Below are 26,015 nucleotides of genomic sequence, written 5' to 3'. Positions count from 1 at the left end.
GCGCCCTCGTATCGGACAAGACTATTTAGCGTGAAGCTCTACGCCTAAATTTACCTTGCTCACACCGGCAAAGCTATTACCCTTTTAGCTAATAGACAGACGAAATAGTCAACACCAGCAAGCATTTGCAACCTACGTAAGTTATTTATTACCGACCACTTCTTGCCCCACTGCTGCCCCATTGCCTTAAAACCATCAAACATAGGTGTCAAAGATTTACAGTATCTAGACTTCTCTCGGCGCCAGCCATTCACAAAATAAATGACCGCAATGCAAAATATATATTTCTATTATTCCAAATCCGGCACTAGGATGAAATGGAATCAACGGGAACGCCCTACAGCGTAAACATAAACAACGTTAAGTATTTTAATTATAGTCGGGAGAGACGCTCATGTCGCAATATCAACAAGACATTGATAACTTCGCCACATTAAAGGCAGCACAAAACGGAACTTGGGAAGGTATCAACCCAGAATTCGCTGCACGCATGAAGGTTCAAAACCGTTTTAAAACAGGTTTAGACATTGCTCGCTACACTGCAAGCATTATGCGCAAAGACATGGCTGAATACGACGCAGATTCGTCTCAGTACACACAGTCACTAGGCTGCTGGCATGGCTTCGTAGGCCAACAAAAAATGCTTTCAGTTAAAAAGCATCAAGGCACAACTAACAAAAGCTACCTTTACCTTTCAGGCTGGATGGTAGCAGCACTTCGCTCTGAATTTGGTCCTCTTCCTGACCAATCAATGCATGAAAAAACATCAGTGTCTGCGCTTATCGAAGAACTTTATACTTTCCTTCGCCAAGCAGATGCGCGTGAATTAGGCGACCTTTTCCACAAGCTAGACGACGCTAAGAAAAACGGTGGTGATGTAGCTGCGATTCAAGCTGAAATCGACAATTACGAAACTCACGTAGTTCCAATTATCGCAGATATCGATGCGGGCTTTGGTAACGAAGAAGCAACCTACCTACTTGCAAAGCAAATGATTGAAGCAGGTGCATGCTGTATCCAAATTGAGAACCAAGTATCGGACGCGAAGCAATGTGGTCACCAAGACGGTAAAGTAACCGTGCCACACGAAGACTTCCTAGCGAAAATCAATGCAGTACGCTATGCATTCCTTGAACTAGGTGTTGATGAAGGTGTAATTGTTGCACGTACTGACTCACTAGGTGCTGGTCTTACTCAGAAGATCCCAGTATCTACATCAGAAGGCGACTTAGCTGCTCAGTACAATGCGTTCCTTAAAACTACCGAAGTTGCGGGTGTTGAAGACCTAACTGAAGGTGATTTGGTGCTTAAACAAGGTGGCAAGCTGGTTAAACCTGAGCGCCTACCAAACGGCTTGTTCCGCTTTAAAGACAACACAGGTTTTGACCGTGTAGTACTTGACTGCGTAACGTCACTTAAGCACGGCGCTGACTTGCTTTGGATTGAAACTGAAAAACCTCACGTTGGCCAAATTGCTGAAATGGTTAACGCTATTCGCGAACAAGTACCAAACGCAAAGCTGGTTTATAACAACTCTCCATCATTCAACTGGACGCTTAACTTCCGTCAGCAAGTATTTGATGCCTGGAGTGAAGAAGGTAAAGACGTTTCTGGCTACGACCGCGCGAAACTTATGTCTGCCGACTATGATGACAGCGAGCTAGCAGCTGCGGCCGACGAAAAAATTAAGAGCTTCCAGGCTGACGCAGCACGCGAAGCGGGTATCTTCCACCACCTTATCACGCTACCGACTTATCACACTGCAGCATTGTCTACTGACAACCTTGCAAAAGGTTACTTCGGTGAAGAAGGTATGCTTGCTTATGTACGCGGTGTTCAGCGTCAAGAAATTCGCCAAGGCCTAGCGTGTGTTAAGCACCAAGCGATGGCAGGTTCTGACCTAGGTGATACACACAAAGAGTACTTCTCTGGTGAAGGTGCACTTAAAGCGTCTGGTGAAGATAACACCATGAACCAGTTTGACGTATAACGTGAACAGGCAATGAGTTAAACGGAAAGCATCCCAACCTTTCCTATAGGGCACCTTCGGGTGCCCTTTTTTGTGCGCGTCATTCACTTCACTTATGCTTTTTGCATAAAACAAAAAAAGCCATATTTTTCTAAATTTCATAAAAAAACAATATACCAACTATATTTCAATACCTTATAGGTATAACGGCGGCCAATTTAAGACTAAACGCTTATCTGACATTGAAATAAAAAAGCTTTATAATAGCTATGTTTAATTAGGTTTAAAAAGAGCATTAGAATAATGAATATAGCGAAGGTCGACCTGAATTTATTGGTTTATTTAGATGTGCTGTTGCGCGAAGGAAGTGTAACGAAAGCTGCAAACCAGCTAAGCATTACTCAACCAGCAATGAGTAACGGCCTGAAGCGCCTTCGCGATCTATTTAAAGATCCGCTTTTAGTTCGTACCAGCGATGGGATGACCCCCACCAAGCGTGCGCTTGAGCTACAACCCATTATTCGCGATGTGCTTAGTCGATTGGAAAGCTCTATTCAGCCCGAGACTGATTTCGATCCGTTAACCAGCGACAGAACTTTCCGCATTATGACCAGTGACTATGCAGAGAGTACCTTGTTACTTGAACTCGTTGGAAGACTGGCCGATTTAGCGCCCAATATTACGCTTGATCTTATTACGCCGAGTGACGTGACGTTTCACGATGTCGAGCAAGGTAAAGTGGATATGGCAATTAACCGCTTCGAAGAACTGCCTTTGTCGTTTCACCAAAAAGTTATCTGGTATGACACCTTTAGCTGCGTAATGAGTTCCGACCATCCGCTAGTAGAAAAATGCAACCTAGAAGGCTATTTGAGTGCCCAGCATATTTGGGTGAGTAAAACTGGGTTTGGCGTGGGTGTAGGTATTGATCCAAATGAAGTACAAAAATTGGGTTGGGTTGACGCAGAGCTTACAAAAATCGGAAAACAGCGTGCTATTCGCGTATTTACTCGTCATTACCATGCAGCGCTTCAGATTGCGAAAAAGCAAAAACTTATTGCTACCTTACCAAGCAAAGCGGCACGTTTATTCAAACACGACCCTGATGTGGTGATTAAAGAGCCGCCTTTCGACATACCACCTATTGCGCTAAAAATGGCGTGGAGTGCCCTACTTCACCACGACGCAGGTCACATTTGGTTGCGCCGCTTAATCAGCGATGTAGCTAGCGAAATGAATGCGGGCTAAACATTCACAAAATATATGGCAGAAATACAAACCATAAATTAAAAAACTATCTCTATACACACTACACTGGGTGAACAGACAAAAGTATAGAGGTAGTTATGCAAGGATATATTACTAGAGGCCGATTACAGGTTGCCGAACAACTCGATAACTTTATTAATGAACAGGCACTTCCTGGCACAGGCGTAGATAAAGACACCTTTTGGCAAGGTGCAGAAACCCTCTTCGAAAAATTCATTCCTCAAAATCGCGCACTATTAGAAAAGCGAGAACAGCTTCAGCGCGCTATCGACGATTATCATAAAGCTGGTAACCCAGTAAACGGAAACGAATATACCGACTTCCTAAAAAGCATTGGTTACCTTGTTGAGCAGCCGTCACAAGTAAGTGCACAAACACAAAATGTAGACGCCGAAATAGCAACAATGGCAGGCCCTCAGCTAGTCGTGCCAATCAATAACGCTCGCTATGCACTTAACGCGGTAAATGCCCGTTGGGGAAGCCTTTACGACGCACTATACGGCACTGATGTCATCAGCAATGAAGGTGGAGCAGAAGCGGGAAAAAGCTACAACCCCGTACGCGGCGCCAAAGTAGTTGCGAAAGCGAAAGACTATCTAGATAGCATGATACCGCTTGCGAAAGGCAGCCACGCTGACGTTACTGAGTATAAGATTGAATCGGGTAAATTGGCGATCACTCTTGTCGACGGCGATGAAACCACCTTAGCAAACACAGAGCAATGGCAAGGATACCAAGGTGACATTAGCGCACCGTCAAGCCTGCTATTTGCACACAACGGTCTGCATTTTGAAATTCAACTAGACCCGACTCATCCTATTGGCGAGAGCGATGCCGCAAACGTAAAAGACGTACTGGTTGAAGCTGCATTAACCACCATTATGGACTGCGAAGATTCCGTTGCTGCTGTTGACGCTGAAGACAAAACCTTGGTGTATAGCAACTGGTTAGGCTTAATGAAAGGCTCGCTAAGCATTGAAATGACAAAGGGCGGCAAGCAGCTTGTTCGCGCTATGCATGACGATAGAAGCTACCAGCCGTCTAAACACGCTTCACAAGACGAGCTAAAAGATGGCGAACTAGTACTTTCTGGTCGAAGCCTTATGTTTGTTAGAAACGTGGGCCACCTTATGACTAACAATGCTATGCTCTTTGACGGCGAAGAAGTGCCAGAGGGGATCATGGACGGTTTAGTCACTTCACTTATCGCAAAGCATGATCTTTTAGGAAACAGCAAATTTAAAAACAGCCGCGAAGGCAGTATTTATATTGTTAAACCTAAAATGCACGGGCCAGAAGAAGTGGCATTCTCTAACGCATTGTTTGGTGCTATCGAAGCCATTATCGATGTTCCAGCTAACACCCTTAAAATGGGCATAATGGATGAAGAACGCCGTACGAGTATCAATCTACAAGCTTGTATTGCCGAGGCTACTTCACGCGTCGTGTTCATTAACACGGGTTTCTTAGACAGAACTGGTGACGAAATTCATACCTCAATGCTTGCGGGGCCTTTCGCAGAAAAAGCCGCGCTCAAGTCTATGGCGTGGATTAAGGCTTATGAAACTGCAAACGTTGCAGTAGGCCTTCGTTGTGGTCTTTCTGGCAAAGCGCAGATTGGTAAGGGCATGTGGCCAATACCTGACGAAATGCAAAATATGATGACCGCCAAAATAGGTCACCCTAAGGCAGGCGCTAATACTGCTTGGGTTCCCTCACCTACTGCTGCAACACTGCATGCGCTTCATTATCACGATGTAAATGTGTTTGACGTTCAAAAGTCGCTAGATGAAAACTTTAGTGGCCTTGCTGACATACTTACCATTCCATTGTTAGAAGATGCTTCTACTTTGACGCGTGAGAGTATTAAGCGAGAAATCGAAAATAACGTTCAGGGCATTTTAGGCTACGTTGTACGCTGGGTTCACCAAGGCGTAGGCTGCTCGAAAGTTCCTGACATCAACAATGTAGGCTTGATGGAAGACCGCGCGACGTTGCGAATTTCATCGCAGCATATCGCTAACTGGCTAGAGCACGGCATTGTAAGTGTAGATCAGGTAAAAGAGTCTTTGGCTCGTATGGCTGTCTTAGTGGATGAGCAAAATGCGGGGGATCCTGAGTATATCCCTATGGCACCTGATTTAGACAGCTCAATTGGCTTCTTAGCCGCAAGCGATCTAATCTTCAAAGGTAAAGAGCAGCCTAGCGGTTACACAGAACCTTTACTGCACGCCCGTCGCCGCGAAATGAAGGCAAAACTTGCGGCGAGCTAGTACAAAATATGAGGGCTAAGAATTGGAAGCTAAAAGCTATATTCCATACGGTAAAACACCAAAGAATTAGCTAGCTAGTTTCAAGCCTCATCAGACGCATTTGAATAAGGCTCACTCTGTTAGTAAACAGCAGTGAGCCTTTTTATTTATTGCTGGTGTATTACTAATGCGTTTGCATTTATTGTCGCGACGCGTGAAATCACTTCGCAAACTCACTCAAAAGCGAACTGTGTAGTGATATGGCAACACTTTAGACTAAAGATATCGCTTATCTCCCCCTTGATACTTTGCTGATAATGCATGAGTAAACTACGCTTTTATAGTGTGGGGCGCAGCGTTTGTTATTCCGTTGGAACTAAACACTTAGCGCAAAGCCTCCTTAGTTTGGAGTATGCACATGCAGATAGCCTCGGCAGCAATACCGAATAATTTATTACAGGCGAACGTCACGCAAATTGTGCCCATCTTTTCAGGTGGAGGAACAAGATTGAGCGCCCATATCGGCATCATTAAAGCGCTGCAGGACATGAACGTAGGCTTCGACACTTTAGTGGGTGTATCAGGTGGCTCGATTATCGCTTCTCTTTACGCCAAAGGTTACACAGTGGAACAAATGCGAGAGCTCGCACTGGTTACTGATTTCAAGCAATTCACTGAATTTTCACTCGTAAGATTACTCCGGGAAGGCGGACTTTCTTCTGGCGACGTATTTCAACGATGGATTGACGAACAGTTGGAAGGCGCAGTGTTTGCCGACCTCCCACTCAACCTGCATATTCTCGCTACCGACGTAAATGGCGGCGGACCAGTTTTGTTCAACAAACAAACCTCTCCAGATATGAAGGTGTCAGAAGCAGTGCGGTACTCTATGTCGATACCGCTCATCTTCTCGTTCAAACCCTTTAAAGAGCACTTGCTAGTAGACGGCGCTATATTGTCTGAAGATGCGCTGTTTGAAGATTGGCGAGGCGATGGCACGCCATCAGTATGCTTCAGACTGCAAAGCACCGAACAAAAACGCAAGGCCATTAAAAAGAACTTACTTCAACTGCCGCAATACGTCAGCATGCTTATTCGCACGTTTATGACGGCAATATCCAGGGAGTACGTCAATGCGAAGTATTGGCACAATACGGTGGTGGTGAATACCGGGGAGATTTCCGCGGTAGATTTTTCGCTTACACCTGAAATTAAGAACACACTTTTTGAGCTCGGTTATGCAACCACGAAAGAGTTCTTGCCCAAAAAGTGTGCGGGATTTATGAGAAGCAGTGCACTTTAACGGTTTCAGAAAGTAATTATAAGTCGCTAGCGCTTACACTTTATAAAAGTCGCGATACCAGTCGACAAACGCTTTTACGCCTGTTTCAACATCGGTAGATGGCTGGTACCCAGTATCTTCAACGAGCGACGACACATCAGCATAGGTGTCAGGCACATCGCCCGGCTGCATAGGAAGAAGTTCTTTCTTCGCCTCAATGCCCAATGCACTCTCAAGGGTTTCAATAAACTTCAAAAGGTGCACTGGTGTTTGCGCACCAATATTGTAAACCTTATAGGGCGCCTTACTCGTACTTGGATCTGGATTGCCGCCGTCCCAATTCTCATTAGGTTTAGCCACATTATCCAATGAGCGAATTACGCCTTCAACGATATCATCGATATAAGTGAAGTCACGACGGTGGTTACCATAGTTGTAAACCTGTATTGTTTTACCTTCCAAAATAGCCTTAGTGAACTTGAAAAGCGCCATGTCTGGACGGCCCCAAGGCCCGTAAACAGTGAAAAAGCGCAGCCCCGTTGTAGGCAAGTTATACAGGTGACTATAAGTATGAGCCATTAGCTCGTTAGCTTTTTTAGAAGCCGCATACAAGCTAACTTGATGATCTACGTTATGCTGTTCTGAAAACGGCATAGTCTCATTCGCACCGTAGACTGAGCTAGATGACGCGTACACCAAATGCTCGACGTTATTATGGCGACACCCTTCTAGAATATTCACAAAGCCAACAATATTTGAGTCGACGTAAGCGTTAGGATTTTCAAGTGAATAACGCACACCAGCTTGAGCAGCCAAATGCACCACTCTATCAAATTTGTGCTCTTCAAAAAGCGCAGCCATTTTGTCGCGCTCTTCTACCCCCATCTCGATAAATGAAAATAAATCAGCTGCAGTAGATGATTTAATCTCGTCTAGACGAGCGTGCTTTAAATTCACATCGTAATAATCGTTAATGTTGTCAATCCCGACAACATGGTCACCACGATTGATAAGGTATTGCGATACAGCTGCACCAATGAAACCAGCTGCTCCGGTGACTAAGATTTTCATTTATTAATCCCTTGGATTTCGTATTTTAAATTAAAGTATCACTGATACGCTCGTGCTTTATTCTAGTTCAAACGAGCGACAGAATTCTTATACAACCTACTTCTATAAAACTAGCCTTGTCAGTTAACTATGCTACATAAAGCTCAGCTCTTGGTCGGCAAAGTTTTTATAGTTTGAATTAAGAAAATAAAAAACAGTTAGCAAATAATGCACCATAAAATATCTAATTACTGTTCTAGAGTTAATTTGTAGCTCCCCTCAACAGGGTGGTTACAAACCGAATAGGTACTGCATATGAAATACCAGTTGGTGAAGCAAGTGCACTTTCTTTTGTATCTTTTACTAGAACTTTGTTTATTACACCAATTACCTCTCCTGTTCGAGGGTCGTACAAGGGACTGCCACTGTTGCCTGGATAAGCAATTGCATCCAGTTGATAAATTAGGCTTACGTTCTTTAAGCGTGCCATCATGGTATTAGTTAATTGGTTGCTATTTAACGCTGGGATTGCGTCTGGCGTTATTGCAGAAATATACCCTCTGTGTGTAGCAGGATATAAACCCAAAATAGCGCCAATTGGGAAGCCCGTTAACGCGATTTCTGACCCAGGTTCTAACAATTCATCATCTCCAAGTTTCAATGCAGGTAAGGGGGAGTCCAACTTTAACAATGCTAAATCATGCTTAGGATCAATCTTTAAGACTTCTGCTTTAATTTTTTTTACTACTGTACCTTCACCACTTAGGACTACGTAACTTTCAACTATTGTGGGGTCTAAATCTTCAGATACCACGTGATAATTTGTAATTGCGAAAAAACCGTTTGCTACAATAAACCCCGTCCCTAATACCCTTGGTGCACTGTGCTTAATTGGCGCATCGACAGCTACGGCAACAGTTCCTTTGGAGACTGATTTCACAATAGAAGTAAAAGGGGTTACATCATTATCTGCTGCTACACTCTGAGTCAGTAATCCCAACTGCACTAAAATCCAAATAATTAAAGTTTTCATGTATTTTTTCCCAGTTGAGCGTTAGCTTAATAACTTTAACCAAAGTACACCGTAAGATAACAATGGATTTTTTAAAACAAATAATTCTGCTTTTAATATCCCCCCTAACTATCAGCGTATTGCTAATACTTATGTCATATGTTTTCAAACGGGCAAATTATTTGAACACTGGGAAGAAAATTTTGTTAATGGGTGTACTCATGTTGATGGTTTGCTCTCAACCATGGGTGGCAAACGTTTTACTTTATCCGTTAGAGTACAACAGCAAACGCTATCATTCATCCGATTTAACTAGAAGTGACGCTATATTTGTTCCTGCATGCTATTATCAAACGCAATACGATCTACCAGAAGTTTCGCGTTGGCACGAGTGTTCAATCCAACGGTTGATTCAAGCTAAGATTTTTTCTGATGAATTGAAAATCCCAATTATAGTTACGGGGGGAAGCTTTCTTGCTGATAAAGATGTTAAATATTCAGAAAAAGCAAAGCAATTTCTTGAAACATTAGGGGTAACTCCTGATAAAGTGATTTCAATACCTGAAGGTACCGACTCACTATCAGAGGTTGAAGCATTAAAAACTAGATTTGGCCACATGACCCTAGTAACCGTAACAAGCGCCACTCACCAATATCGATTAGCTCAGATACTAAAAAACGCTGATATAAACTCAGAGATTTTTCAAGTTGATTTTCAAAGCTCTGGGGAATTAAATCCTTTTCTTTCACTTCCTTCAATTCTAGCATTAGAGCGCACTAGAAGAGCGATATACGAATACTTGGCAATAGTGAAGTACCATGTTTTGGAAAAATAGTATAAAAGGATTAGGCAAATTATCGAAAAGATTTGCTAGACTGTTTTGAAGGACGTTTTTTGTGTGGACCAAAGTTTAGTGGCTAATAAAACAATAATAGGACGCGTGAAATCAATTGTCGGCCGGGACAGTAAATTGGGAAAGGCTCTTGGGGGGTTGGAAAAACTCCAAGAAGCCAAGTTCATCTCAAAACACTTTTCCGAGTTCTTAGAGCCAGTAGTTGCGCAGTCCGAAAATACACGTACTGAGAGCTTTAATATTAGACATAAAGTTTATTGTGAAGAGCTCGAGTTTGAACCACTAAAAAACAATTGTCTTGAAACTGACGAATTCGATAAATTCTCGAGCCCTTGTTTAATAAGACATAAAGGCTCAGGTCACTATGCTGGGACAGTACGTTTGGTTAGACCCCAGATAGAAAACCAACTTCTCCCTATTGAGAAATACTGCATTAATTCAATTACTCATGAAACTCTGAACCCACGTAACTTTGCACGGAAAGACATTTGCGAGATATCTCGACTCGCAGTTCCACTTGAGTTTCGGAAGCGTCAGATGGACCGGTTTTCTGGTGCTGCGACAGGTGTAATTAATGAACATACGTACTCTGAAAATGAATTAAGGTGTTTCCCCTTTATCGCCATCGGGCTTTACTTCTCTGCTGCTGCTTTAGTTATGCACAATAATATAAAACATACGTATGTTATGATGGAACCACGTCTTGCCCGAAGTATGAGGTTTGTGGGCATTCAGTTTGAGCAGGTTGGTCCCGTTATTGACTATCATGGTAGGCGTGCACCCTATTATATCAATCCATCACTGCTCTACGCTAATTTAAGGCCTAGCTTTAAAATAATGTTGAAAAACATACAGCATCAAGTTGAGAAGTATCCTCGAGACTAGAGAAGCGTCTAAACACTCTAATTACTTTTGCCGAGCCTGGTGCTCTTTACCAAATACATTGCATTCCAGTTTTCAGGCGCGTTAGGAACTATTTATGAGAACATTAGACTTTGGGTTTGAGCAACTGAAAAACCTTCTACTAACTTCTGGCTTTCGGTCATCACAGATATTATTTGTCGACACTAACGATGCGTACATCACGTATCCAGAAAAAAATTCAGCTATATTGGTCGTTAAACCATACCCTTCCGAATCCGATGGCTCTTCGCGATATATGGAAATAATTAAGATAATAGAACTTGCAAAATGCAATGGATTTGCTGTTCACCCCTACAGTAGAGGCGCCAACTTAGGTTATGGAGGTAAAGAGCCCTACGCTTCAAATTGTATTGCCTTGGATTTAAGTGAGTTTAAAAGAATAAGTTACTACAAGAAATCAAGTGGACACATAACAGTAGAACCAGGAGTATCACAAGAAGCCATTAGTGAATTTTTAATAAAAAACGGTGATATCCATATACATGACACTACTGGAGCGCCAAAATTTGCAAGCGTCACCGGAAACTATCTTGAACGGGGTTTTGGTCATACTCCACTCGCTGAGCACGCTAAGAATATTCTGCATGCAGAAATTATCACTCCCAACAATAAAGAAGAAGCACCTACACATTTTGTGACATCAACCGATGGTACATCATTTGAAATTGACGGGAAAATAGCAACCAGAACCTATAGCATCGGCCCTGACCTGACAGGTCTCGTGATTCAAAATAATGTTTCAATTGTAACAAGCCTTACAATTAAGCTTTTGAAAAAACCTGATTGTTTCGTTGCTTACTTCATACCATTCAAAGAAGAAGATATTGATCAAATGATTGATACTTGTGCAATCCTGAGAAAACAAAACACCATACACAGTGCTGCACATATTGGAAACAACATGAAGACACTCCAATTACTTGCTGTAGAATTTCCAAATCTAATTAAATCGTATGATTACGAAGAGTTAAACAAATTGATCCGCAAATTCGGTTTAGATGATTGGACGCTTTCAGGAGGGATGTACGGAACCAAAAACCAAGTCAAAGCGCATATTAAAGATCTTAAGACCGCGATGAAAAAACTAGGTGTAAAACCTTTATTCATTGACAAAGAAAAGCTCAGCTTTATTAAGAAAACGCTGTCTATTACTCCTAAATATAATAGAGCTTTAGTTAAAAAACTAGTTTCCAGTAATAGTGGTATAGCCAGAAAAATAGGCGCTAAACTTGCTCTGAGAAAGAGCCTAATAGAATTATGTAAAATAAAACAAGGGACTCCTAGCAATGAATTTCTTCGAACCATTTATTGGAGAAACCTTCAGAAGTTAACAGATAACGTGCCCAATCCAAGTCAAGACAAAGTAGGTTTGCTATGGGGCGCGCCCTGCTCTGAAATATCGAGCAAAGATTTTAAATTAATTACTTCTATCATGAGTGAAACATGTAAGAAGTATAGTTTAGAAAGTCCAATCTCAGTAACCCTTATAAATGAAAGAACAATGGAGTGTGTATTATCTCTTTCATGGGATAGACAAAAAGAGAAGGAAGAAGAACAAGCTTTAGCTTGCTATCAAGAAATAATGCTTAAGTGTGCTTCCATGGGCTTCCTTCAGTATAGAATGTCTACGCTTTCCAATCACTTTCTCAATCGACAGCATCTACCGCTACCTTTTGAGCTCCCTGAACTTAAATCTTATTTTGATCCTTGTAATGTCATCTCTCCTTCAAAATATCAATTAGTGTCTAAAAATTTTACAACACGCAAATGCGAATGAAATAAAACCATAATAATCAAATACTTAAAAAATGGCACGTTGCATGCTTATGTTAACAACGTATAACAGACCTACTGTTCAAAACAACGGAGCGTGGAAAATGAAATTTGCAACAACTATCAAATATGCAGCGATTGCGGGAGCTCTTGTTACAGCTTCAAATGCGACTGCTGGGGTATCTGCAACAGCTTATTTAGAATTAAATGATCTTGTTGTTCAAATCGATACTGATGGCGACTTGGTACCTGATCCAGTTAATCCTCTTGACTTTATTTCTATCCTTCCGGGTGGTTCACGATCAACAAGCACTTTCACTGACAACAATGGTGCTTCAGACTCAGACTTAGATTCACAAGCTTCTGCCACAGCAGATTCTGATGCAGACTTACTTTGCCTAGGTTCATCTTGCGGAGTTTTAGGTCTTACCAATAATGGCCAATCTGTTGATGGTGGCAACTTGGTTGCGAGTGACGCGTTTTACTACTCAGTGGCTGACGCTCAAGTTTCAGGCAGTGCGATTGGTTCTGGTGCTACCGGATTTACATATGCGGATGCGGGTATTGCTGCTGGTAACAATGAAAGCGCGGGTGCCAATAGTAATATCGCGAATGATATTCTTACCACGTTTACACTCAATATGTTGACAGATATTAATGTGCGATTCAGTGCACTGATGGATTATCTGGTTGATGCATTTATCTCGCCGGATATCGCTAATGATAGTTTAAGAACAGCTACATCTACAGCTAAAGCGACATTTGGAATTGAGTTAGTGAGCTTTAACACTGGAAACACAGTATCTCTTACAGGTGGTCCATCAAGCGTGACATTTAACGATATCGCAATTGACCAACCTGGACTAGGCGACCTAATCGTTCGTTCAGGTAACAACGTAGATTTCACGTCAGGCTGGGCAAATGTTAGTGCTGGTACTTATCAGTTAACAATTTCTCAATCATCAACTGTTCAATCAACGCTTGTTCCAGCGCCTACTACGTTAGCGATGGCTGCATTCGGCTTGCTGGGCTTGGGCTTAACAGCTCGCCGTAGAAAGCAAAAGTAATCATTGTCTTTATAAGAAAAGCCGGATTTTAATCCGGCTTTTTTTTATACTATCTTAATACTTCTTGTCACTTATTAAAAAGCACGATACCTTTATCAAGGTAAACTCACGGACGTTAGAAGTTTTAAAATGCTAAAAAAAAATATTCAATTTGCTGCGCTCGCTCTATTAACTTGTATTGGATGCACACCAAAGGCTCACCAAGATTACATTCAAGAAACCAAAGTTGCACTTGAGAACGGGCAATCAAGAGAGGCTGAAGTATTAATTAAACAAGCGATGAGTGAGGAGCCAACACCTGGCCTCAGGCTATTGCTTACAGAAGTTTACTTACTAAATGGCAACACAATTGGCGCCAAACAGCAACTCGAAAAAGTAGATATTGAAGCGCTAACCCCATCCGAACAGAGCAAAGCTGAGAGTTTAAACGCACAAATAGCTATCCTTAGTTTTGATAGCAGTTACCAAAGACTTATAGATAAAAACAGTACTTGTCGCGATTGTATGTTGGCAGAAGCGTGGTCTAGCGTCGCACTATCAAACTCTATAGATTTAGAGAGAATAGAAGGCGACACGGCCGTATTTAGCGTCTTTGAAGCATTTAATAGCAACACTCTTACAAGCTTAGATGTTTCACCACTAATTGACAATTCCACATCCGATATTGAACTGCTTGTGATGGGCGATCTATTAAGGCGGTCGAATAATATTGACGGAATGATAACAGTTTATAATGCGTATAAGAAAAATAACCCTAACGTATTGAACATCAATTTGCCATTAGCTCAAGCTTTGCTAGTTAATAATGACTTTAAAAAAGCGAAAGAACTTGTAACCCCTGTTCTTGCGAGATTTTCTAAAAACCCAATGGCTAATTACCTTAATAGTTTAATTTTATTAAGCGAAAATAAAAATGTTGAGGCATATAACGCCATATCCTTAGCTGATACCTACGGGATAAACTTACCTTCTGTTTCGTTAACAAAAGGGCTTTTAGAGTTTAACTCTCAGAATTACGAATCAGCATTAAGTAGCTTTGAAAAAGCAACAAATATGGACCCGGGCAATGAACTAGCAAATACGATGCTTGTTGCTACCAAAGTTAAATTAGGTATCACTGACGATGCTCTAGAAACCTTAGCAACTCAAGAAACACTTTCAGAACTGGATGTATCAACCATTGGACAACTTGTGGGAACTGAGAGTCATGCTAGAGAATGGGTGACTCTACAATCAAAGCTGGCACAGAGCGAATCTCCTAGAGCAAGGGTTCTTAGCGGGCTTATCGAGTTAGCACGTGAAGGAAGCTCTGAAACACTGAGTAAACCGGGCGACACTTCGGATAACACTTATAATCTCATTCAAGTCGCAATGATGATGAATAAAGCTCAATTTGGTGAAGCTCTAAATTATGTAGACAAGTGGTTAGAGAGAACAAATGATAAAGTAAAGGTCATGAACTACAAGGCTGCCATCTTTATTGCTAAAGGAGACCGAGATAGCGCTAGATCAGTTTATGAAGGCACTTTGGAACTTTTGCCCACAAACAGGGCTGCTCATATGTTTATGGCTCAGTCTGCAGCGAAGAATAAAGACTACGAAGGAGCTCTGAAATCTTTAGATAAGATATTAGAGAATAACCTCAACGATGTCATTGTGTTGAAGCTATACCTAGCCTTCCAAACACTTTCAAAAAATAAGAAATACGAATCAAAATTGCATAGCTATATTGATAACGCCATTTCTGAATTTGATGACAATGTTCTTTTCAAATTAATGAAAGCGGGCATTTTCGCTACTCAAGGAGCAAATGAACTTGCTCAAAGGGTTATGAATTCTGTAGATGCCGATAAGGCAAAACTAATCAATCAGTATTGGGAATTACAATTTTATCTAGCGGGTCGCTCGAATGACTTAAATCAAGCAAGGGAAGTGGTCAAGGCATGGAATATACAGTTCCCGGATAGCACTCGCCCGAACATTGCACTTGCAACTTATCTTGAGAAAGCAGGCCAAATTGAAGAAGCTATCTCAGTGCTGGAGCAGGTCCCTCACTCTCTTGAGCGTCGAAAAGAAAGCCTTGCGCTGGATGCAAAGCTTGCTTCACTCTACATCTACGCTGGGAACTTATCTAAAGCGAAATATAAGATTGGACAGATTGAGAAAAAACCTAACCTGCCATCAGGGTTATTAGATTACCTTAGAGGTTCGTACGCTATTAAGCAAAATAATTTAGACGAAGCTGAATCGTTACTTGCAAAAGCTTACAGAGAGACTAGTAACTCCCACACGCTAAAATTACTTCATGTACTTAATCTAAAACGAGGTACCGTCGACAACAGTATTCTTATAGAGCACCTCAAACTACATCCTAACGATATATCGATAAAAGCGCTTTTAGCCGAGTCTTTGATAGGAAAAGATAACGATAAGTCGATAGCTATTTTTGAAGACATAGTAAGTCAATCAAGTGGCAACTCTGATTTATTAAATAACTATGCGTGGGTGTTACACCTTGAAGGGAAAGACGACAGAGCTTTCGAAGTTGCTAAGAGTGTAGTCAAGTCAAACGATTCAAACCAAGAGTATCTAGATACGCTATTTCGAATTTTAACCTCTTTGAATCGTTTCAATGAAATAACAAACTTCTCAAATAATGCGAGTTCTGACGCTAACACCCTCTTATTAGCAAACGCATATATGCATCTAAACGAGAAGACCCAAGCTCAAAAGGCATTAGCTAAGGTAGAGAAGTCGGGGTTAAATAAAGAAGATTTATCTTTGTACGAGCGTATTTCAAAAGACGTAAAAAATTAGTACATGGAAGAAACACAATGGCTAACAAATGTAACTTGGGAGCAACTCTCCACTGTCTTACATGAAGTAAACTGTGATAACTTTTCGCCGTTTTTGAGTGAGGGGTTTCTCAAAGCATGGTTTTGCCAAAAGACATTTCCGGTTCATATGTTTTTGCTCTACGAACAAAGTACAGTGAGTCACTTTGCGTTAATCGGTGAGAGCTTTAAAAAGAAATATGGGCTGACTTTTAAGTTAGCCCATATTAACCAAACTGGTTGTTCTGATAACGACCAAGTGTGGATAGAGTACAACACGTCATTTGGCTTACCTGAAAATCAAAACCGTTTCTTTGATTTACTATTAAAAGAACTAAAAAGCCAAAATTTCGATATTCTTAATGTTTCAATGACATGTGAATTTCTTTTTCCCAAAAAATACTTGAGCGACTTACGCAATGACGCTCATATTTCATATGGTTTTCGTCGTTCCCTTTCACCAGAACTTAATATAGAGCAGCTAATCTCTCGCCTTTCAGCTAATAGTAGAAGCAAGTTAAGAAGGAGTATAAAAGAAGTACGTCTTCGCTTTGGTCCAATTAAAGTGACAATTGCTGAATGTTTAGAACAAAAACTCTCATTTCTAGAGCAATTAGAAATACTTCACATAAAGCGGTGGGGAGACTCTACCTTTGGGAGCGGATTTGAAAATAAGGTCTTCAAAGGCACGCTTAAGAACTTTTTGATAAGTAATGGCAAGCTTTGTGAAATAGCAAAAGTTACAGCAGGAGATGCTTTGCTAGGGTATACACTCAACTTCGTACAAAAAGACGCGGTCTTTTTTTACTGCTCTGGAGTAAACCTTGAGTTTGCATCTAAGCATATTAAGCCTGGTTATATTCTGCATCTTGCTTTAATGGAGTATTATGCACAACAAGGGTTAAGTTGGTACGATTTTATGGGAGGAGCAAGTCAATACAAACAAACTTTGTCCAATGACACTGTTGTATTTCACTCGTTACAAATTCCAACGATGACATTCAAAGGTGTTCTCACACGATTGAGAAATTATTTGGCAAATGCAGCAGTTACTCTCGCAAAGCACGCAAGACCTTCGCAGGGTTCCCACCTACTATAACCCCCGCAGGCACATCATCAATAACTACAGAACCTGCTGCGACCACACTTCCTTTGCCAATATTGGCCATAACCAGTGCACCGTTGCCCAACCAACAGTTCTCTCCTACAGAGACTTTGGTGAAAACGCCGCCCTGATCTTTTATCGGCTTTTCTGGGTCAGAAAAATTATGTTGTCCTTTGCCACTCATAATGTGCACACCGCTTCCCAACAAAGTATTTTTCCCAATAGCGCATTTACCAATGTTACATTGCGGCCCTATGTACACCCCCTCGTCAATCTCAGTATCTTGTTGTGAAAACAACGTTGCGAAACCGATGAGAACGTTTGGCGCACACGAGGTCATGACAAACCGATAAAAGCCCGAACGTAAGTAACACCCTAGTTTACCGGGTATAAGCGATAGCAGCTGGCTAAAAGACGAAAGCAGCGAGTCTTTGTTTACCACAATAGACAGCATTAAATACAAAAGCGTGAAAGGAAACATTACAAGTGCACAAAGGGCAAAAAAACTCTTCTTAATTATTGATTTCATATTCTTGCCATTGCCACCATCAACGGGCTCAATTGTTGTTCCCAGCTATATTCGCTAACTATTGCTTGGTAGCTACGTTGTGCTTTATGTTGTGATAGCTCAAAGTTTTCAATACTCTCAACGCATGCAGCTACAAAGCTGTCTACATCATCTACTATCCACATGTTGTCAGCATTGGCAAACGAGATCCCTTCAGCTCCCATAGACGTGGTTATTATCGGTAGTCTACATGCCGCCGCTTGAAGGACTTTGTTCTGCACGCCCCTTGCCAACCTAAATGGCGCAACAAACGCATGAGCTTGGTGAAAATAAGGCAATATATCATCGACAAAGCCCGTGACATCTATACCATCGCGGCCTGACAACGCTTTTATTTCTTCAACAGGGTTCATACCACCCACAGTAAACTTTGCATTCGGCGCTTTTTCTCGAATGAGTGGCCAACAGTTTTTAACAAACCAAAGTACCGCGTCTACGTTTGGCTTGTAGTCCATCACGCCCGTGAACAAGAAATGCGGTGCAGTGCTTATTGCTACCGCGCAAGGCTGGGCTTTCGCTGGATAAAACGCATCGAAGTCTAATCCGTTTCCAAGTACGGTTATCGCTTTCGATGAGTCTACTGAAGAATTAAATAGCTGCGCCTCTTCCTTTGCAATCAAAAAGCACTCATCAAACCGTTGGTTTGTTTTAGCCTCAAGCTTTTTTATACCTTTGCTTTCACGCTGGTATACGTAGCGCATTAAGAAAGAAGAAGAATCTGCGTATTGCGCCCACTTATCTGAATCAACGTCCATAAAGTCCATAAACAAGCGACAATGGGTAGTGTTGTAATAAGGCGAGTTGAAGATGTAATAGCTTAAACTCGACGCGGTTAACAGCAGCGCATCCTCACCCTCTTTCAGCTTTTCATCAATAACATGTTGAAGTGTTTTTGAGTAAAACGCTCCAACACTTATGGGCAAACCTTGCAGTAAGGCCGAAGCATAACGCGTGAATTTACTACCTAACTGATAAGAGTTAACCGAAATTCCAAGATGCTTGGCTAACGCTTCGGCATTTTTCTTATCTTCTGCAGTTTCTATGAGAGAAAAAACTTCGACTTCGTACCCTAAGCGATTTAGAAATTCAATTTGATGATATGTTCTAAGTTTTTCGCCCTTATTTGGGGGATACGGTACTCGTTGCGACAACACGCAAACTTTCGACATCAGCGCCTTCCAAGCTATCTTTAGTATTTTTATTTGTCCTATTATCATACTACTTCGAAGCAAATATAAGGTCAAAGTAACAAATTAGTGATGAAGGCTACACAAGTGGCAATTCCATTGGCATACTAGAGTCATTATGCATATGTTCATCAAGAACATTGCTCACGGAAGAAATAAAGAAAGCAGTAATGACACAAACGGTTGGAACTATCCAGATTGCCTCTTTAGCCAAAGAGACGTGCGGACATTTTAAAACAGGAATACCTTGCCCTAAGGGAATGTGGCCCGCCGTCACTCAATTTCGGCTTGCCGCAAACGGAATACTACTAACTGATGCTTTTATCAAAACCTCGCAGCTATGGCCAGATGGTTCAATAAAGTGGTTATTATGTGAAGGTTTGATTGATTTACAGCGCCATTCGGTAAGCGATGAAATAGTTCTGACGTTAGAAGCGGTGGAGAGCGACTCACCATCGAACAAGCTTGTTTCACCTGTAAACAATAACGATGAGGCGCTTTCACTGTCTCTGGGCAGTGGCAAAACATTCACAATTAACAAAGCTAAGCCTTTTCAGTTTGTAACCGACAAGCACTTATCCAGCTCTTTCGATATTGTTGATATTAATCCTCAATCGATAACCCCTATTGCATTCTCTTATGCTCTTCATTGCAATAACAACGAATACAGCGCATTAACCATTGAACAAAAATACGAGATTAGGCTTGGCAGCGATAAAAAGCTGATTGTTGAAACAGAAGCGTCAATCTTCCTTAGTACCGGAACGGTTTGTGCTCATTTAACAATGCGAAACCCAAGCGCAGCGTCACACCCAAATGGGAAGTGGGACTTGGGAGACCCAAACAGTATTTATTTAAAAGAATGCTGTATCTCGTTCAAAGGTAAATCGCTGCAGCCTACGCTGACGCTAAATTCTGATGTCTTTAGTTCATCTGAACATGAAGAGCTGACACTTCATCAGGCTTCCAGTGGTTTTGAAAACTGGCAAAGTCCAGTCCATGTAAATCAAGACAACGTTAACTCACTTCCGTTTCGCGGTTTTAAACTTTACCAGCCAGAGCACTTATTGCTTTCGGGTGACCAAGCAAAACCGCAAATTAAGATTTCAAACATCGGTAGCACTTTTAGTATTCATGTTGATAAGTTTTGGCAAAATTTTCCTTCTTCAGCACATTTAACAGCAGACAGTTTAAGCGTTAGCTTGTTAGGTTCTAGGTATAGTGAGAATACTGAACTCCAGCCTGGTGAACAAAAAACAAGACGCATTTCAATCGCACCTTTTAGCATACAATCACTGCAAGTAGTCATTGATAGCGCTTGGTTAAAAAACGCATCTGTTTTGCCTTTTCTCCCTTCTAAATCATGCGAGTTTGACTCTCTTATAAAAAGTGGCATTGAAGGTCCGTCTTCTTTTTATCAAAAGCGGCTCGATATCGACGAATTTGGCTGGCGACATTTTGGTGAGTTGTATGCGGATCACGAAAAGGCACTTGCACCTGACGAGCCCTTTTTCGTGTCACATTACAACAATCAATACGACCCTATATTTGGAATGCTGATGCAGTGGTTGTTAAGCGGCGATCCTCGTTGGTTTGAACTAGCCGATGATCTTGCCAAGCACGTTGCAGATATTGATGTGTATCACACCAGTGACGATAAGCCCGAGTATAGCGGCGGACTATTTTGGCATACGGACCATTATGTTCAGGCATATACAGCTTCTCATAGAACGTACTCTAAACATCAGCCGTCTGGTGTTTACGATGATCATGCTGGAGGCGGCGGTCCGGGTGGCCAACATTGTTATACCAATGGTCTCACTTTGCATCATTTGCTTACTGGCTACACGCCGTCTCGAGACGCCGTATTATCCATAACGCAATGGGTAACCAATTACTATGAAGGCGACGGTACGTTTGTAGGCGCCCTGCTTGCGTTTAAAAATAGCGATATTCCTGGTGTTAAAAATGTAAAAACAGGAAAGTATCCTCTAGACAGAGGTACGGGTAACTACCTGCAAGCAAGGCTAGATAGATACGAACTACAAGGTTGTGATAGTGACATTGAAGCCGCGTCCTATATTATAGCGAATACGGTCTCTCCCACCGATGACTTCGACCAGTTGCAATTGGATAATGTCGAAGCAACGTGGTTTTATACTGTATTCCTACAAGCAGTTTGCCGATTTATATCACTTAAAGAACAGCGCTGTGAATGTGACTCAAGCTATCAATACGCAGTAGACTCACTTACTCACTATGCCAATTGGATGGCAGTGAACGAATATGCTTATCTGGACAAGCCCGACATTCTTGAGTTTCCGAATCAAACGTGGAGTGGGCAAGACCTAAGAAAACTATGCGTACTGCATTTTGCATCTAACTATTTAACTGAAGCCCAACGTACACTTGCTGAGCAAAAAGCCGAGCAACTAGCTGATACAATTTTTCAACGCCTTAGTACGAGTACAGAAACGAGTACCACGCGCGTACTTTGTTTAATGATGCAAAACGGTCATTACTCCGGTTTTAAGCAGGCTGCCCGCCCTCTTTCATCGACTTCTACACAAAAAGGTCAGGCATTAACAGAAAAATCCAATTCATTGAGTTTCCTTTTGTCCAACCTTATCGATTTATCTCCGTCAAGAGAGAGAAAACAGCTAGTGAAACGTTTTCCACAACTTCAAAAATGGTTAGGTAAACCATGAGTATTAATACGTCTTTTATCATTCCTCATAAGGGGCGTGAAGACATGCTCATTGAAACACTAACAAGTATTGCGGGCCTAACAACACCTAAAGAACAATACGAAGTTGTTTTGGTAAGTCAGAATAAAGAAATTTCAAATACGCTCAGCGCATTTATCGAAACAGTAAATTTGCGAGTTGTATATAACGACGAAAATAACACGATTTCACATTCTAGGAATCTGGGCGCCGGCTTGGCGACAGGTGAATACTTGGCATTTTTAGACGCAGATGTTGCACTTGCTTCGAATTGGCTAGACGTGATGATTGATACTCTCAAAACGCGAGACAATACGGCTCTAGTTAGCGCCATGCAGGTGAACAGTCCTAACGCGCCGCCTTTAGAGAGAATAAGAACGGCGTTAAGCAATGCTGAACTTGATGTGCCTGTCAGTTTTCTGCCTGGCCGCAACTTATTTCTTTTAAAGGAAACTTTTGAGGCAGCAGGTAAGTTTCCTGAACACCTTCTTACTTGTGAAGATTATTTCTTTACCGATAAGGTTAATAAATTAGGTGAGTTGTTTTACACCTCACAAACCCAGTATATTCACATTGGCGAAGACAAAGCTTACGCACCGATGTATAAAAAAGAAATATGGCGCGGCCAGTCCAATATTGCATCTTTAAAAGGAAGGCGCATTCCGCTGAGAGAATGGCCAAGTTTTGTTGTTCCTTTTGCATTTACAGGTGGTCTTTTACTGGCTTTTCTCGCGATAATATTCTCGCAACCTATTGTCGCTATAGTTATGTTAGTAGGCGCTTTTCTGCCTTTTACAGCGTACACGTGGCGACTAAAAAGGCTTGTTAAGCAGCAAGTAACTTGGTGGCATTGCTCACTTTTTTATCTGCTTTATTTTCCGGCTAGAGCACTTGGAACATTAATAGGAGTACGCGGCGCTGTTAGTACCAGCTCGCATAAATAACAATGAAAGTTTTACAGTTTATTTGTTCAACCGGTTTTTACGGTGCAGAAAGATGGGTGTTAGCGTTATCAAAGCATTTGCCAGATAGTGTTTCGAGTGAACTTGTTGTTACCTTAGAGCCGGGTACAGAAGAGCTAGAGCTAGTAAAACAGTTCAAAGCGATAGGAAAAACTCACCACATTCCTATGCAGGGTCGTTTTGACCTGCGTGCCGTTTCGAAATTGGCGGATTTAATTCAAGAACAAGATATCGATATTATCCATACTCACGGCTATAAGTCAGATATTTTGGGCGTAATGGCGGCTAGAAAAGCAGGTATTCCGTGTGTTGTAACACCCCACGGCTTTGAAAATGCTGCCGACTTGAAACTCCGTCTCTTTATTTGGTTAGGGTGTCAGTCGATGCGCTTTGCCGACAAAGTTGTTCCACTTTCTAAGCAACTAATGAGTGATGTGGAGAAGTTTAATATATCGCCTGAAAAGCTTGAGTATATCCAAAATGGCGTAGACTTGTCTGAAGTAGAAGCCGTTAGACAAACAAAAACAGACAAGCCAAAAGAAAAGAAGACCATTGGCTTTGTGGGCCAAATGATTAGCCGGAAAAATATAAAAGCCATTTTAGACTGCTTCGAGTCTTTACATAAAAAGCGTCAAGATATTGAATTAGTACTGCTGGGTGACGGCGAAGACCGCCCCAGCTTAGAGGCGTATTCGAAAACACTGGCTAGTGCCAGCGACATTCATTTTTTAGGCTTTAGAAATGACAGGCTACAGCTGCTGCGCGACTTTGACTTGTTCGTAATGACGTCGACGCTTGAAGGCATCCCTCGCTGCTTAATGGAAGCATGCGCCATGGAAATTCCGGTGTCTGCTTATGACATTGCGGGTATCGACCAGCTAATAACACACAACGAGTCTGGTTTATTGGCTCCTCTTCACAACAGCAAGCAGCTTGAGAAAGATTGGGAGAGACTGCTAGACGACAAAGCGCTCGCCACCTCACTAGCTCAAAACTCAAAGTCGTTTGTAGAAGCCAATTTCTCTGCTAAGAGAATGGCTGATGAATACCTTGAATTATTCAAAGGAATCCTGAAAGAGAGTGTAAATGCATAAACAGGACGTGTTATTTGTTTTAACTATTGATACTGAAGAAGAATGGCAGTGGGACGAAGAGTTTCCGCAGCATAACTGTTCAGTTGAAAACGTTGAAAAGCTTCCTGCATTTCAAACTTTCTGTGAAAGTCTTGGTATCCGTCCTACGTATTTTGTTGATTACGCCGTTGCAAGCAATAATGTTGGCAGTCAAACTCTGCGAACCTTTGCTAAGTCTAACAGCGCGGAAATTGGAGCACATCTACACCCTTGGTGTAACCCTCCCTATTTCGGTAAGACAACCGAAGCGGAATCTCACGTAATAAACCTTCCTTTAGAGCAAGTAGAGCAAAAACTCGATGCACTAAACGCCCTTTTACACGACGAAATAGGCGTTCGCCCACAGTCCTTTAGAAGCGGGCGATGGGGCGTAAGTGCCAAAATGCTTAGATTACTTGCATCAAGAGGCTATGTAGTAGATTCAAGCGTTTATCCTTTTTACAGGAACGACTATTTTAGCTGCCTAGGTGCACCAGAATCGCCTTATTGGCCTTCGTTTGACAACGCATTGGCTCCTGGAGAGCAGCGTCAACTGCTTGAGATCCCTGTTACCGCAGGGTTTAATATTCAAAACTTCTCTCTTGGTGAACGCATTCACAATCGACTATCTAAACCGCCCTTTAATTGGGTTAAATCTGTCGGTCTGCTTTGGCACAGTAAACTTTTAAGAAAGATTTATTTGAGTCCAGAGCTTACCGAAATCGAAGACATGCTTGCGTTAGTCGATCAAAGTATTCAGAAAAAACAACCCATTATTCATATGTACTTACACAGCTCTAGTTTAATCGACGGAGCAACGGGCCTTTTAGATGAGCCAAATGCATTTGAAACAATATGCCAGCGCATTGAGGTTGTTACGCAACACTTAGCGAAAAATGCCAATGTTAAATTTTGTACTATCTCAGAAGCCAAGGTGCATTTAAGTAACCGCAGCGCTTCAAGCGGTGTTATTAAAGGTGAGCAAAATTAATGACGGCACAACAAAATACAAAGTTACGAATAGCGTCAGCCAGCGACAAACCTTTGTGGGATGCCTATGTATCACAACACAAAAATGCTTCCGCTTATCACAAGTTTGCGTGGCTTGAAGCGGTAAAGGCCGCTTACGGTCATTCAATGCTTGGCGTTATTGCCACATGTGCTAATACGGGGCAAGTTGTTGGTGTTTTCCCTGCTGTTTTAATGAATATACCTTTACTGGGCAAGCAAATATGTTCTTTACCTTATTGCGATGTAGGCTATGGCTTAGCCAACAACGACAAGGTGTTAAATGACATGCATGCGCTTCTTGTTGCGCAGATGCGAAACGTAACAGGAAAAAAATTGGAAATTAGAGGTATAGAAAAATCACCTTTAGACAAAACCCAGTTTGAGAACAAAAAAGTACGTATGCTTTTGCCTCTGCCTGAGTCTAGTGAAATACTGTTATCAAGTTTCAAATCTAAATTACGCAGCCAAATAAGGAAGGCGGAAAAAAATGGGCTTACCTTTGAGTTAGGCACATCGAACGTCCTAGTAAGTGATTTCTACAACGTATATGCTCAAAACATGAGAGATCTCGGCTCTCCTGTTCATGCCGAAAAATGGTTTAAGGCAATTATAAAAAGTTACGGCCAAAGTAGTTTAATTAGCGTGGTTTATCACGATGGCCAGCCTATTGGTGGTGGCGTTATCATAAAATCGGGTGACAACGCTTCTATTCCATGGGCCTCAACACTTCGTGACTTCAATCGCCTTGCTCCTAATATGTTGTTGTATTGGTCTTTGCTTTCCCATTGCGCCGACAATGGCGTGAAAGTTTTTGACTTTGGCCGCTCAACCTTTGAAGAAGGTACATATAAATTTAAAAAACAATGGGGCGCAGAACCTCAACTGCTTAACTGGCAGAGTTTTGATAAAAATAATGAGTTGATAGACGCTAAAAGCGACGCTGAGTCAGGCTCAAGCAGGGTTAGAGAAATGGCCGAAAACATTTGGCGTGAACTTCCCTTAAAATTTACCATTGTAACTGGGTCAATTCTTCGACCTTATATCAGTTTGTAGGGATA

The 26,015-nt window shown here is 41.8% G+C and carries 19 protein-coding genes; 15 read left to right on the top strand and 4 right to left on the bottom strand.

The genetic code is table 11. From position 1 onward, the window contains the following. Positions 1-394 precede the first annotated feature (394 nt). The 4 genes from ACFI6L_RS14420 to ACFI6L_RS14405 all read left to right on the top strand — a co-directional run bounded on the left by ACFI6L_RS14420 (position 395) and on the right by ACFI6L_RS14405 (position 6,793). Entirely contained in the window at positions 395-1,990 is a 1,596-nt protein-coding gene (locus ACFI6L_RS14420) for an isocitrate lyase (protein ID WP_039228401.1), read from the top strand. Positions 1,991-2,272: 282 nt separating this feature from the next. Then, positions 2,273-3,217: a LysR family transcriptional regulator gene (locus tag ACFI6L_RS14415; RefSeq protein WP_049587990.1), complete on the top strand. Its 945-nt coding sequence runs from the start codon at positions 2,273-2,275 to the stop codon at positions 3,215-3,217. 98 nt (positions 3,218-3,315) lie between these two features. Continuing rightward, positions 3,316-5,511: a malate synthase G gene (locus tag ACFI6L_RS14410; protein WP_462574268.1), complete on the top strand. Its 2,196-nt coding sequence runs from the start codon at positions 3,316-3,318 to the stop codon at positions 5,509-5,511. A 397-nt stretch (positions 5,512-5,908) separates the two neighbouring features. Continuing rightward, positions 5,909-6,793 carry a patatin-like phospholipase family protein gene (locus ACFI6L_RS14405; protein WP_014977059.1) on the top strand — a complete coding sequence of 295 codons (885 nt, stop codon included), beginning with the start codon at positions 5,909-5,911 and terminating at the stop codon, positions 6,791-6,793. A 33-nt stretch (positions 6,794-6,826) separates the two neighbouring features. On the opposite strand, the gene ACFI6L_RS14400 is transcribed toward ACFI6L_RS14405, so the two are convergent. Together ACFI6L_RS14400 and ACFI6L_RS14395 are read right to left on the bottom strand one after the other, a co-directional pair. Beyond that, positions 6,827-7,843, bottom strand: coding sequence for an NAD-dependent epimerase (locus tag ACFI6L_RS14400; RefSeq protein ID WP_462574267.1), 1,017 nt, complete (start codon positions 7,841-7,843; stop codon positions 6,827-6,829). Between the two features lie 241 nt (positions 7,844-8,084). Beyond that, positions 8,085-8,855 carry a S1 family peptidase gene (locus ACFI6L_RS14395; RefSeq protein ID WP_462574266.1) on the bottom strand — a complete coding sequence of 257 codons (771 nt, stop codon included), beginning with the start codon at positions 8,853-8,855 and terminating at the stop codon, positions 8,085-8,087. A gap of 62 nt (positions 8,856-8,917) precedes the next feature. Here ACFI6L_RS14395 and ACFI6L_RS14390 point away from each other — a divergent pair, with 62 nt between their 5' ends. From ACFI6L_RS14390 to ACFI6L_RS14365, 6 genes are all read left to right on the top strand, one after another. Beyond that, positions 8,918-9,670 carry a YdcF family protein gene (locus ACFI6L_RS14390; RefSeq protein ID WP_462574265.1) on the top strand — a complete coding sequence of 251 codons (753 nt, stop codon included), beginning with the start codon at positions 8,918-8,920 and terminating at the stop codon, positions 9,668-9,670. A gap of 63 nt (positions 9,671-9,733) precedes the next feature. After that, positions 9,734-10,573: a PEP-CTERM/exosortase system-associated acyltransferase gene (locus tag ACFI6L_RS14385; RefSeq protein ID WP_069944637.1), complete on the top strand. Its 840-nt coding sequence runs from the start codon at positions 9,734-9,736 to the stop codon at positions 10,571-10,573. A gap of 94 nt (positions 10,574-10,667) precedes the next feature. Beyond that, positions 10,668-12,389 (top strand): FAD-binding protein, encoded by a 1,722-nt coding sequence (locus tag ACFI6L_RS14380; protein ID WP_069944638.1) that lies wholly within the window; start codon positions 10,668-10,670, stop codon positions 12,387-12,389. A 100-nt stretch (positions 12,390-12,489) separates the two neighbouring features. Then, a complete protein-coding gene (locus ACFI6L_RS14375) occupies positions 12,490-13,452 on the top strand; it encodes a PEP-CTERM sorting domain-containing protein (RefSeq protein WP_139125433.1) in 963 nt (320 codons plus the stop codon). A gap of 129 nt (positions 13,453-13,581) precedes the next feature. Further along, positions 13,582-16,269 (top strand): tetratricopeptide repeat protein, encoded by a 2,688-nt coding sequence (locus ACFI6L_RS14370; protein ID WP_462574264.1) that lies wholly within the window; start codon positions 13,582-13,584, stop codon positions 16,267-16,269. 3 nt (positions 16,270-16,272) lie between these two features. Further along, entirely contained in the window at positions 16,273-17,385 is a 1,113-nt protein-coding gene (locus tag ACFI6L_RS14365; protein ID WP_239300768.1) for a GNAT family N-acetyltransferase, read from the top strand. On the opposite strand, the gene ACFI6L_RS14360 is transcribed toward ACFI6L_RS14365, so the two are convergent. Together ACFI6L_RS14360 and ACFI6L_RS14355 are read right to left on the bottom strand one after the other, a co-directional pair. Continuing rightward, positions 17,336-17,920 carry an acyltransferase gene (locus tag ACFI6L_RS14360; RefSeq protein ID WP_171337305.1) on the bottom strand — a complete coding sequence of 195 codons (585 nt, stop codon included), beginning with the start codon at positions 17,918-17,920 and terminating at the stop codon, positions 17,336-17,338. The two genes, ACFI6L_RS14365 and ACFI6L_RS14360, sit on opposite strands and share 50 nt — an antisense overlap. Continuing rightward, positions 17,917-19,128 carry a TIGR03087 family PEP-CTERM/XrtA system glycosyltransferase gene (locus ACFI6L_RS14355; RefSeq protein WP_462574262.1) on the bottom strand — a complete coding sequence of 404 codons (1,212 nt, stop codon included), beginning with the start codon at positions 19,126-19,128 and terminating at the stop codon, positions 17,917-17,919. The genes ACFI6L_RS14360 and ACFI6L_RS14355 overlap by 4 nt, the downstream gene beginning before the upstream one ends. A gap of 188 nt (positions 19,129-19,316) precedes the next feature. Here ACFI6L_RS14355 and ACFI6L_RS14350 point away from each other — a divergent pair, with 188 nt between their 5' ends. The 5 genes from ACFI6L_RS14350 to ACFI6L_RS14330 are packed head-to-tail and all read left to right on the top strand — an operon-like array spanning position 19,317 to position 26,010. Next, complete coding sequence (locus tag ACFI6L_RS14350) at positions 19,317-21,854, top strand: hypothetical protein (protein ID WP_462574261.1); 2,538 nt, start codon at positions 19,317-19,319, stop codon at positions 21,852-21,854. Continuing rightward, complete coding sequence (locus tag ACFI6L_RS14345) at positions 21,851-22,816, top strand: glycosyltransferase family 2 protein (RefSeq protein WP_159119938.1); 966 nt, start codon at positions 21,851-21,853, stop codon at positions 22,814-22,816. The genes ACFI6L_RS14350 and ACFI6L_RS14345 overlap by 4 nt, the downstream gene beginning before the upstream one ends. 2 nt (positions 22,817-22,818) lie before the next feature. Next, positions 22,819-23,928 carry a glycosyltransferase family protein gene (locus tag ACFI6L_RS14340; RefSeq protein ID WP_462574260.1) on the top strand — a complete coding sequence of 370 codons (1,110 nt, stop codon included), beginning with the start codon at positions 22,819-22,821 and terminating at the stop codon, positions 23,926-23,928. Beyond that, entirely contained in the window at positions 23,921-24,937 is a 1,017-nt protein-coding gene (locus tag ACFI6L_RS14335; RefSeq protein ID WP_462574259.1) for a polysaccharide deacetylase family protein, read from the top strand. The genes ACFI6L_RS14340 and ACFI6L_RS14335 overlap by 8 nt, the downstream gene beginning before the upstream one ends. Next, a complete protein-coding gene (locus ACFI6L_RS14330) occupies positions 24,937-26,010 on the top strand; it encodes a GNAT family N-acetyltransferase (protein ID WP_462574258.1) in 1,074 nt (357 codons plus the stop codon). Before ACFI6L_RS14335 ends, ACFI6L_RS14330 begins: the two co-directional genes overlap by 1 nt. The last annotated feature ends 5 nt before the right edge of the window (positions 26,011-26,015 follow it).

This window comes from Alteromonas sp. G4i35, assembly GCF_054960375.1.
Note: the sequence above shows the minus strand (reverse complement) of the source record. Positions and strands in the feature narration are given on the sequence as shown.

Coding starts and splice junctions, on each gene's coding strand:
- ACFI6L_RS14420 (WP_039228401.1), top strand. CDS start 395: ATGTCGCAATATCAACAAGACATTGATAACTTCGCCACATTAAAGGCA.
- ACFI6L_RS14415 (WP_049587990.1), top strand. CDS start 2,273: ATGAATATAGCGAAGGTCGACCTGAATTTATTGGTTTATTTAGATGTG.
- ACFI6L_RS14410 (WP_462574268.1), top strand. CDS start 3,316: ATGCAAGGATATATTACTAGAGGCCGATTACAGGTTGCCGAACAACTC.
- ACFI6L_RS14405 (WP_014977059.1), top strand. CDS start 5,909: ATGCAGATAGCCTCGGCAGCAATACCGAATAATTTATTACAGGCGAAC.
- ACFI6L_RS14400 (WP_462574267.1), bottom strand. CDS start 7,843: ATGAAAATCTTAGTCACCGGAGCAGCTGGTTTCATTGGTGCAGCTGTA.
- ACFI6L_RS14395 (WP_462574266.1), bottom strand. CDS start 8,855: ATGAAAACTTTAATTATTTGGATTTTAGTGCAGTTGGGATTACTGACT.
- ACFI6L_RS14390 (WP_462574265.1), top strand. CDS start 8,918: ATGGATTTTTTAAAACAAATAATTCTGCTTTTAATATCCCCCCTAACT.
- ACFI6L_RS14380 (WP_069944638.1), top strand. CDS start 10,668: ATGAGAACATTAGACTTTGGGTTTGAGCAACTGAAAAACCTTCTACTA.
- ACFI6L_RS14375 (WP_139125433.1), top strand. CDS start 12,490: ATGAAATTTGCAACAACTATCAAATATGCAGCGATTGCGGGAGCTCTT.
- ACFI6L_RS14370 (WP_462574264.1), top strand. CDS start 13,582: ATGCTAAAAAAAAATATTCAATTTGCTGCGCTCGCTCTATTAACTTGT.
- ACFI6L_RS14365 (WP_239300768.1), top strand. CDS start 16,273: ATGGAAGAAACACAATGGCTAACAAATGTAACTTGGGAGCAACTCTCC.
- ACFI6L_RS14360 (WP_171337305.1), bottom strand. CDS start 17,920: ATGAAATCAATAATTAAGAAGAGTTTTTTTGCCCTTTGTGCACTTGTA.
- ACFI6L_RS14355 (WP_462574262.1), bottom strand. CDS start 19,128: ATGTCGAAAGTTTGCGTGTTGTCGCAACGAGTACCGTATCCCCCAAAT.
- ACFI6L_RS14350 (WP_462574261.1), top strand. CDS start 19,317: ATGACACAAACGGTTGGAACTATCCAGATTGCCTCTTTAGCCAAAGAG.
- ACFI6L_RS14345 (WP_159119938.1), top strand. CDS start 21,851: ATGAGTATTAATACGTCTTTTATCATTCCTCATAAGGGGCGTGAAGAC.
- ACFI6L_RS14340 (WP_462574260.1), top strand. CDS start 22,819: ATGAAAGTTTTACAGTTTATTTGTTCAACCGGTTTTTACGGTGCAGAA.
- ACFI6L_RS14335 (WP_462574259.1), top strand. CDS start 23,921: ATGCATAAACAGGACGTGTTATTTGTTTTAACTATTGATACTGAAGAA.
- ACFI6L_RS14330 (WP_462574258.1), top strand. CDS start 24,937: ATGACGGCACAACAAAATACAAAGTTACGAATAGCGTCAGCCAGCGAC.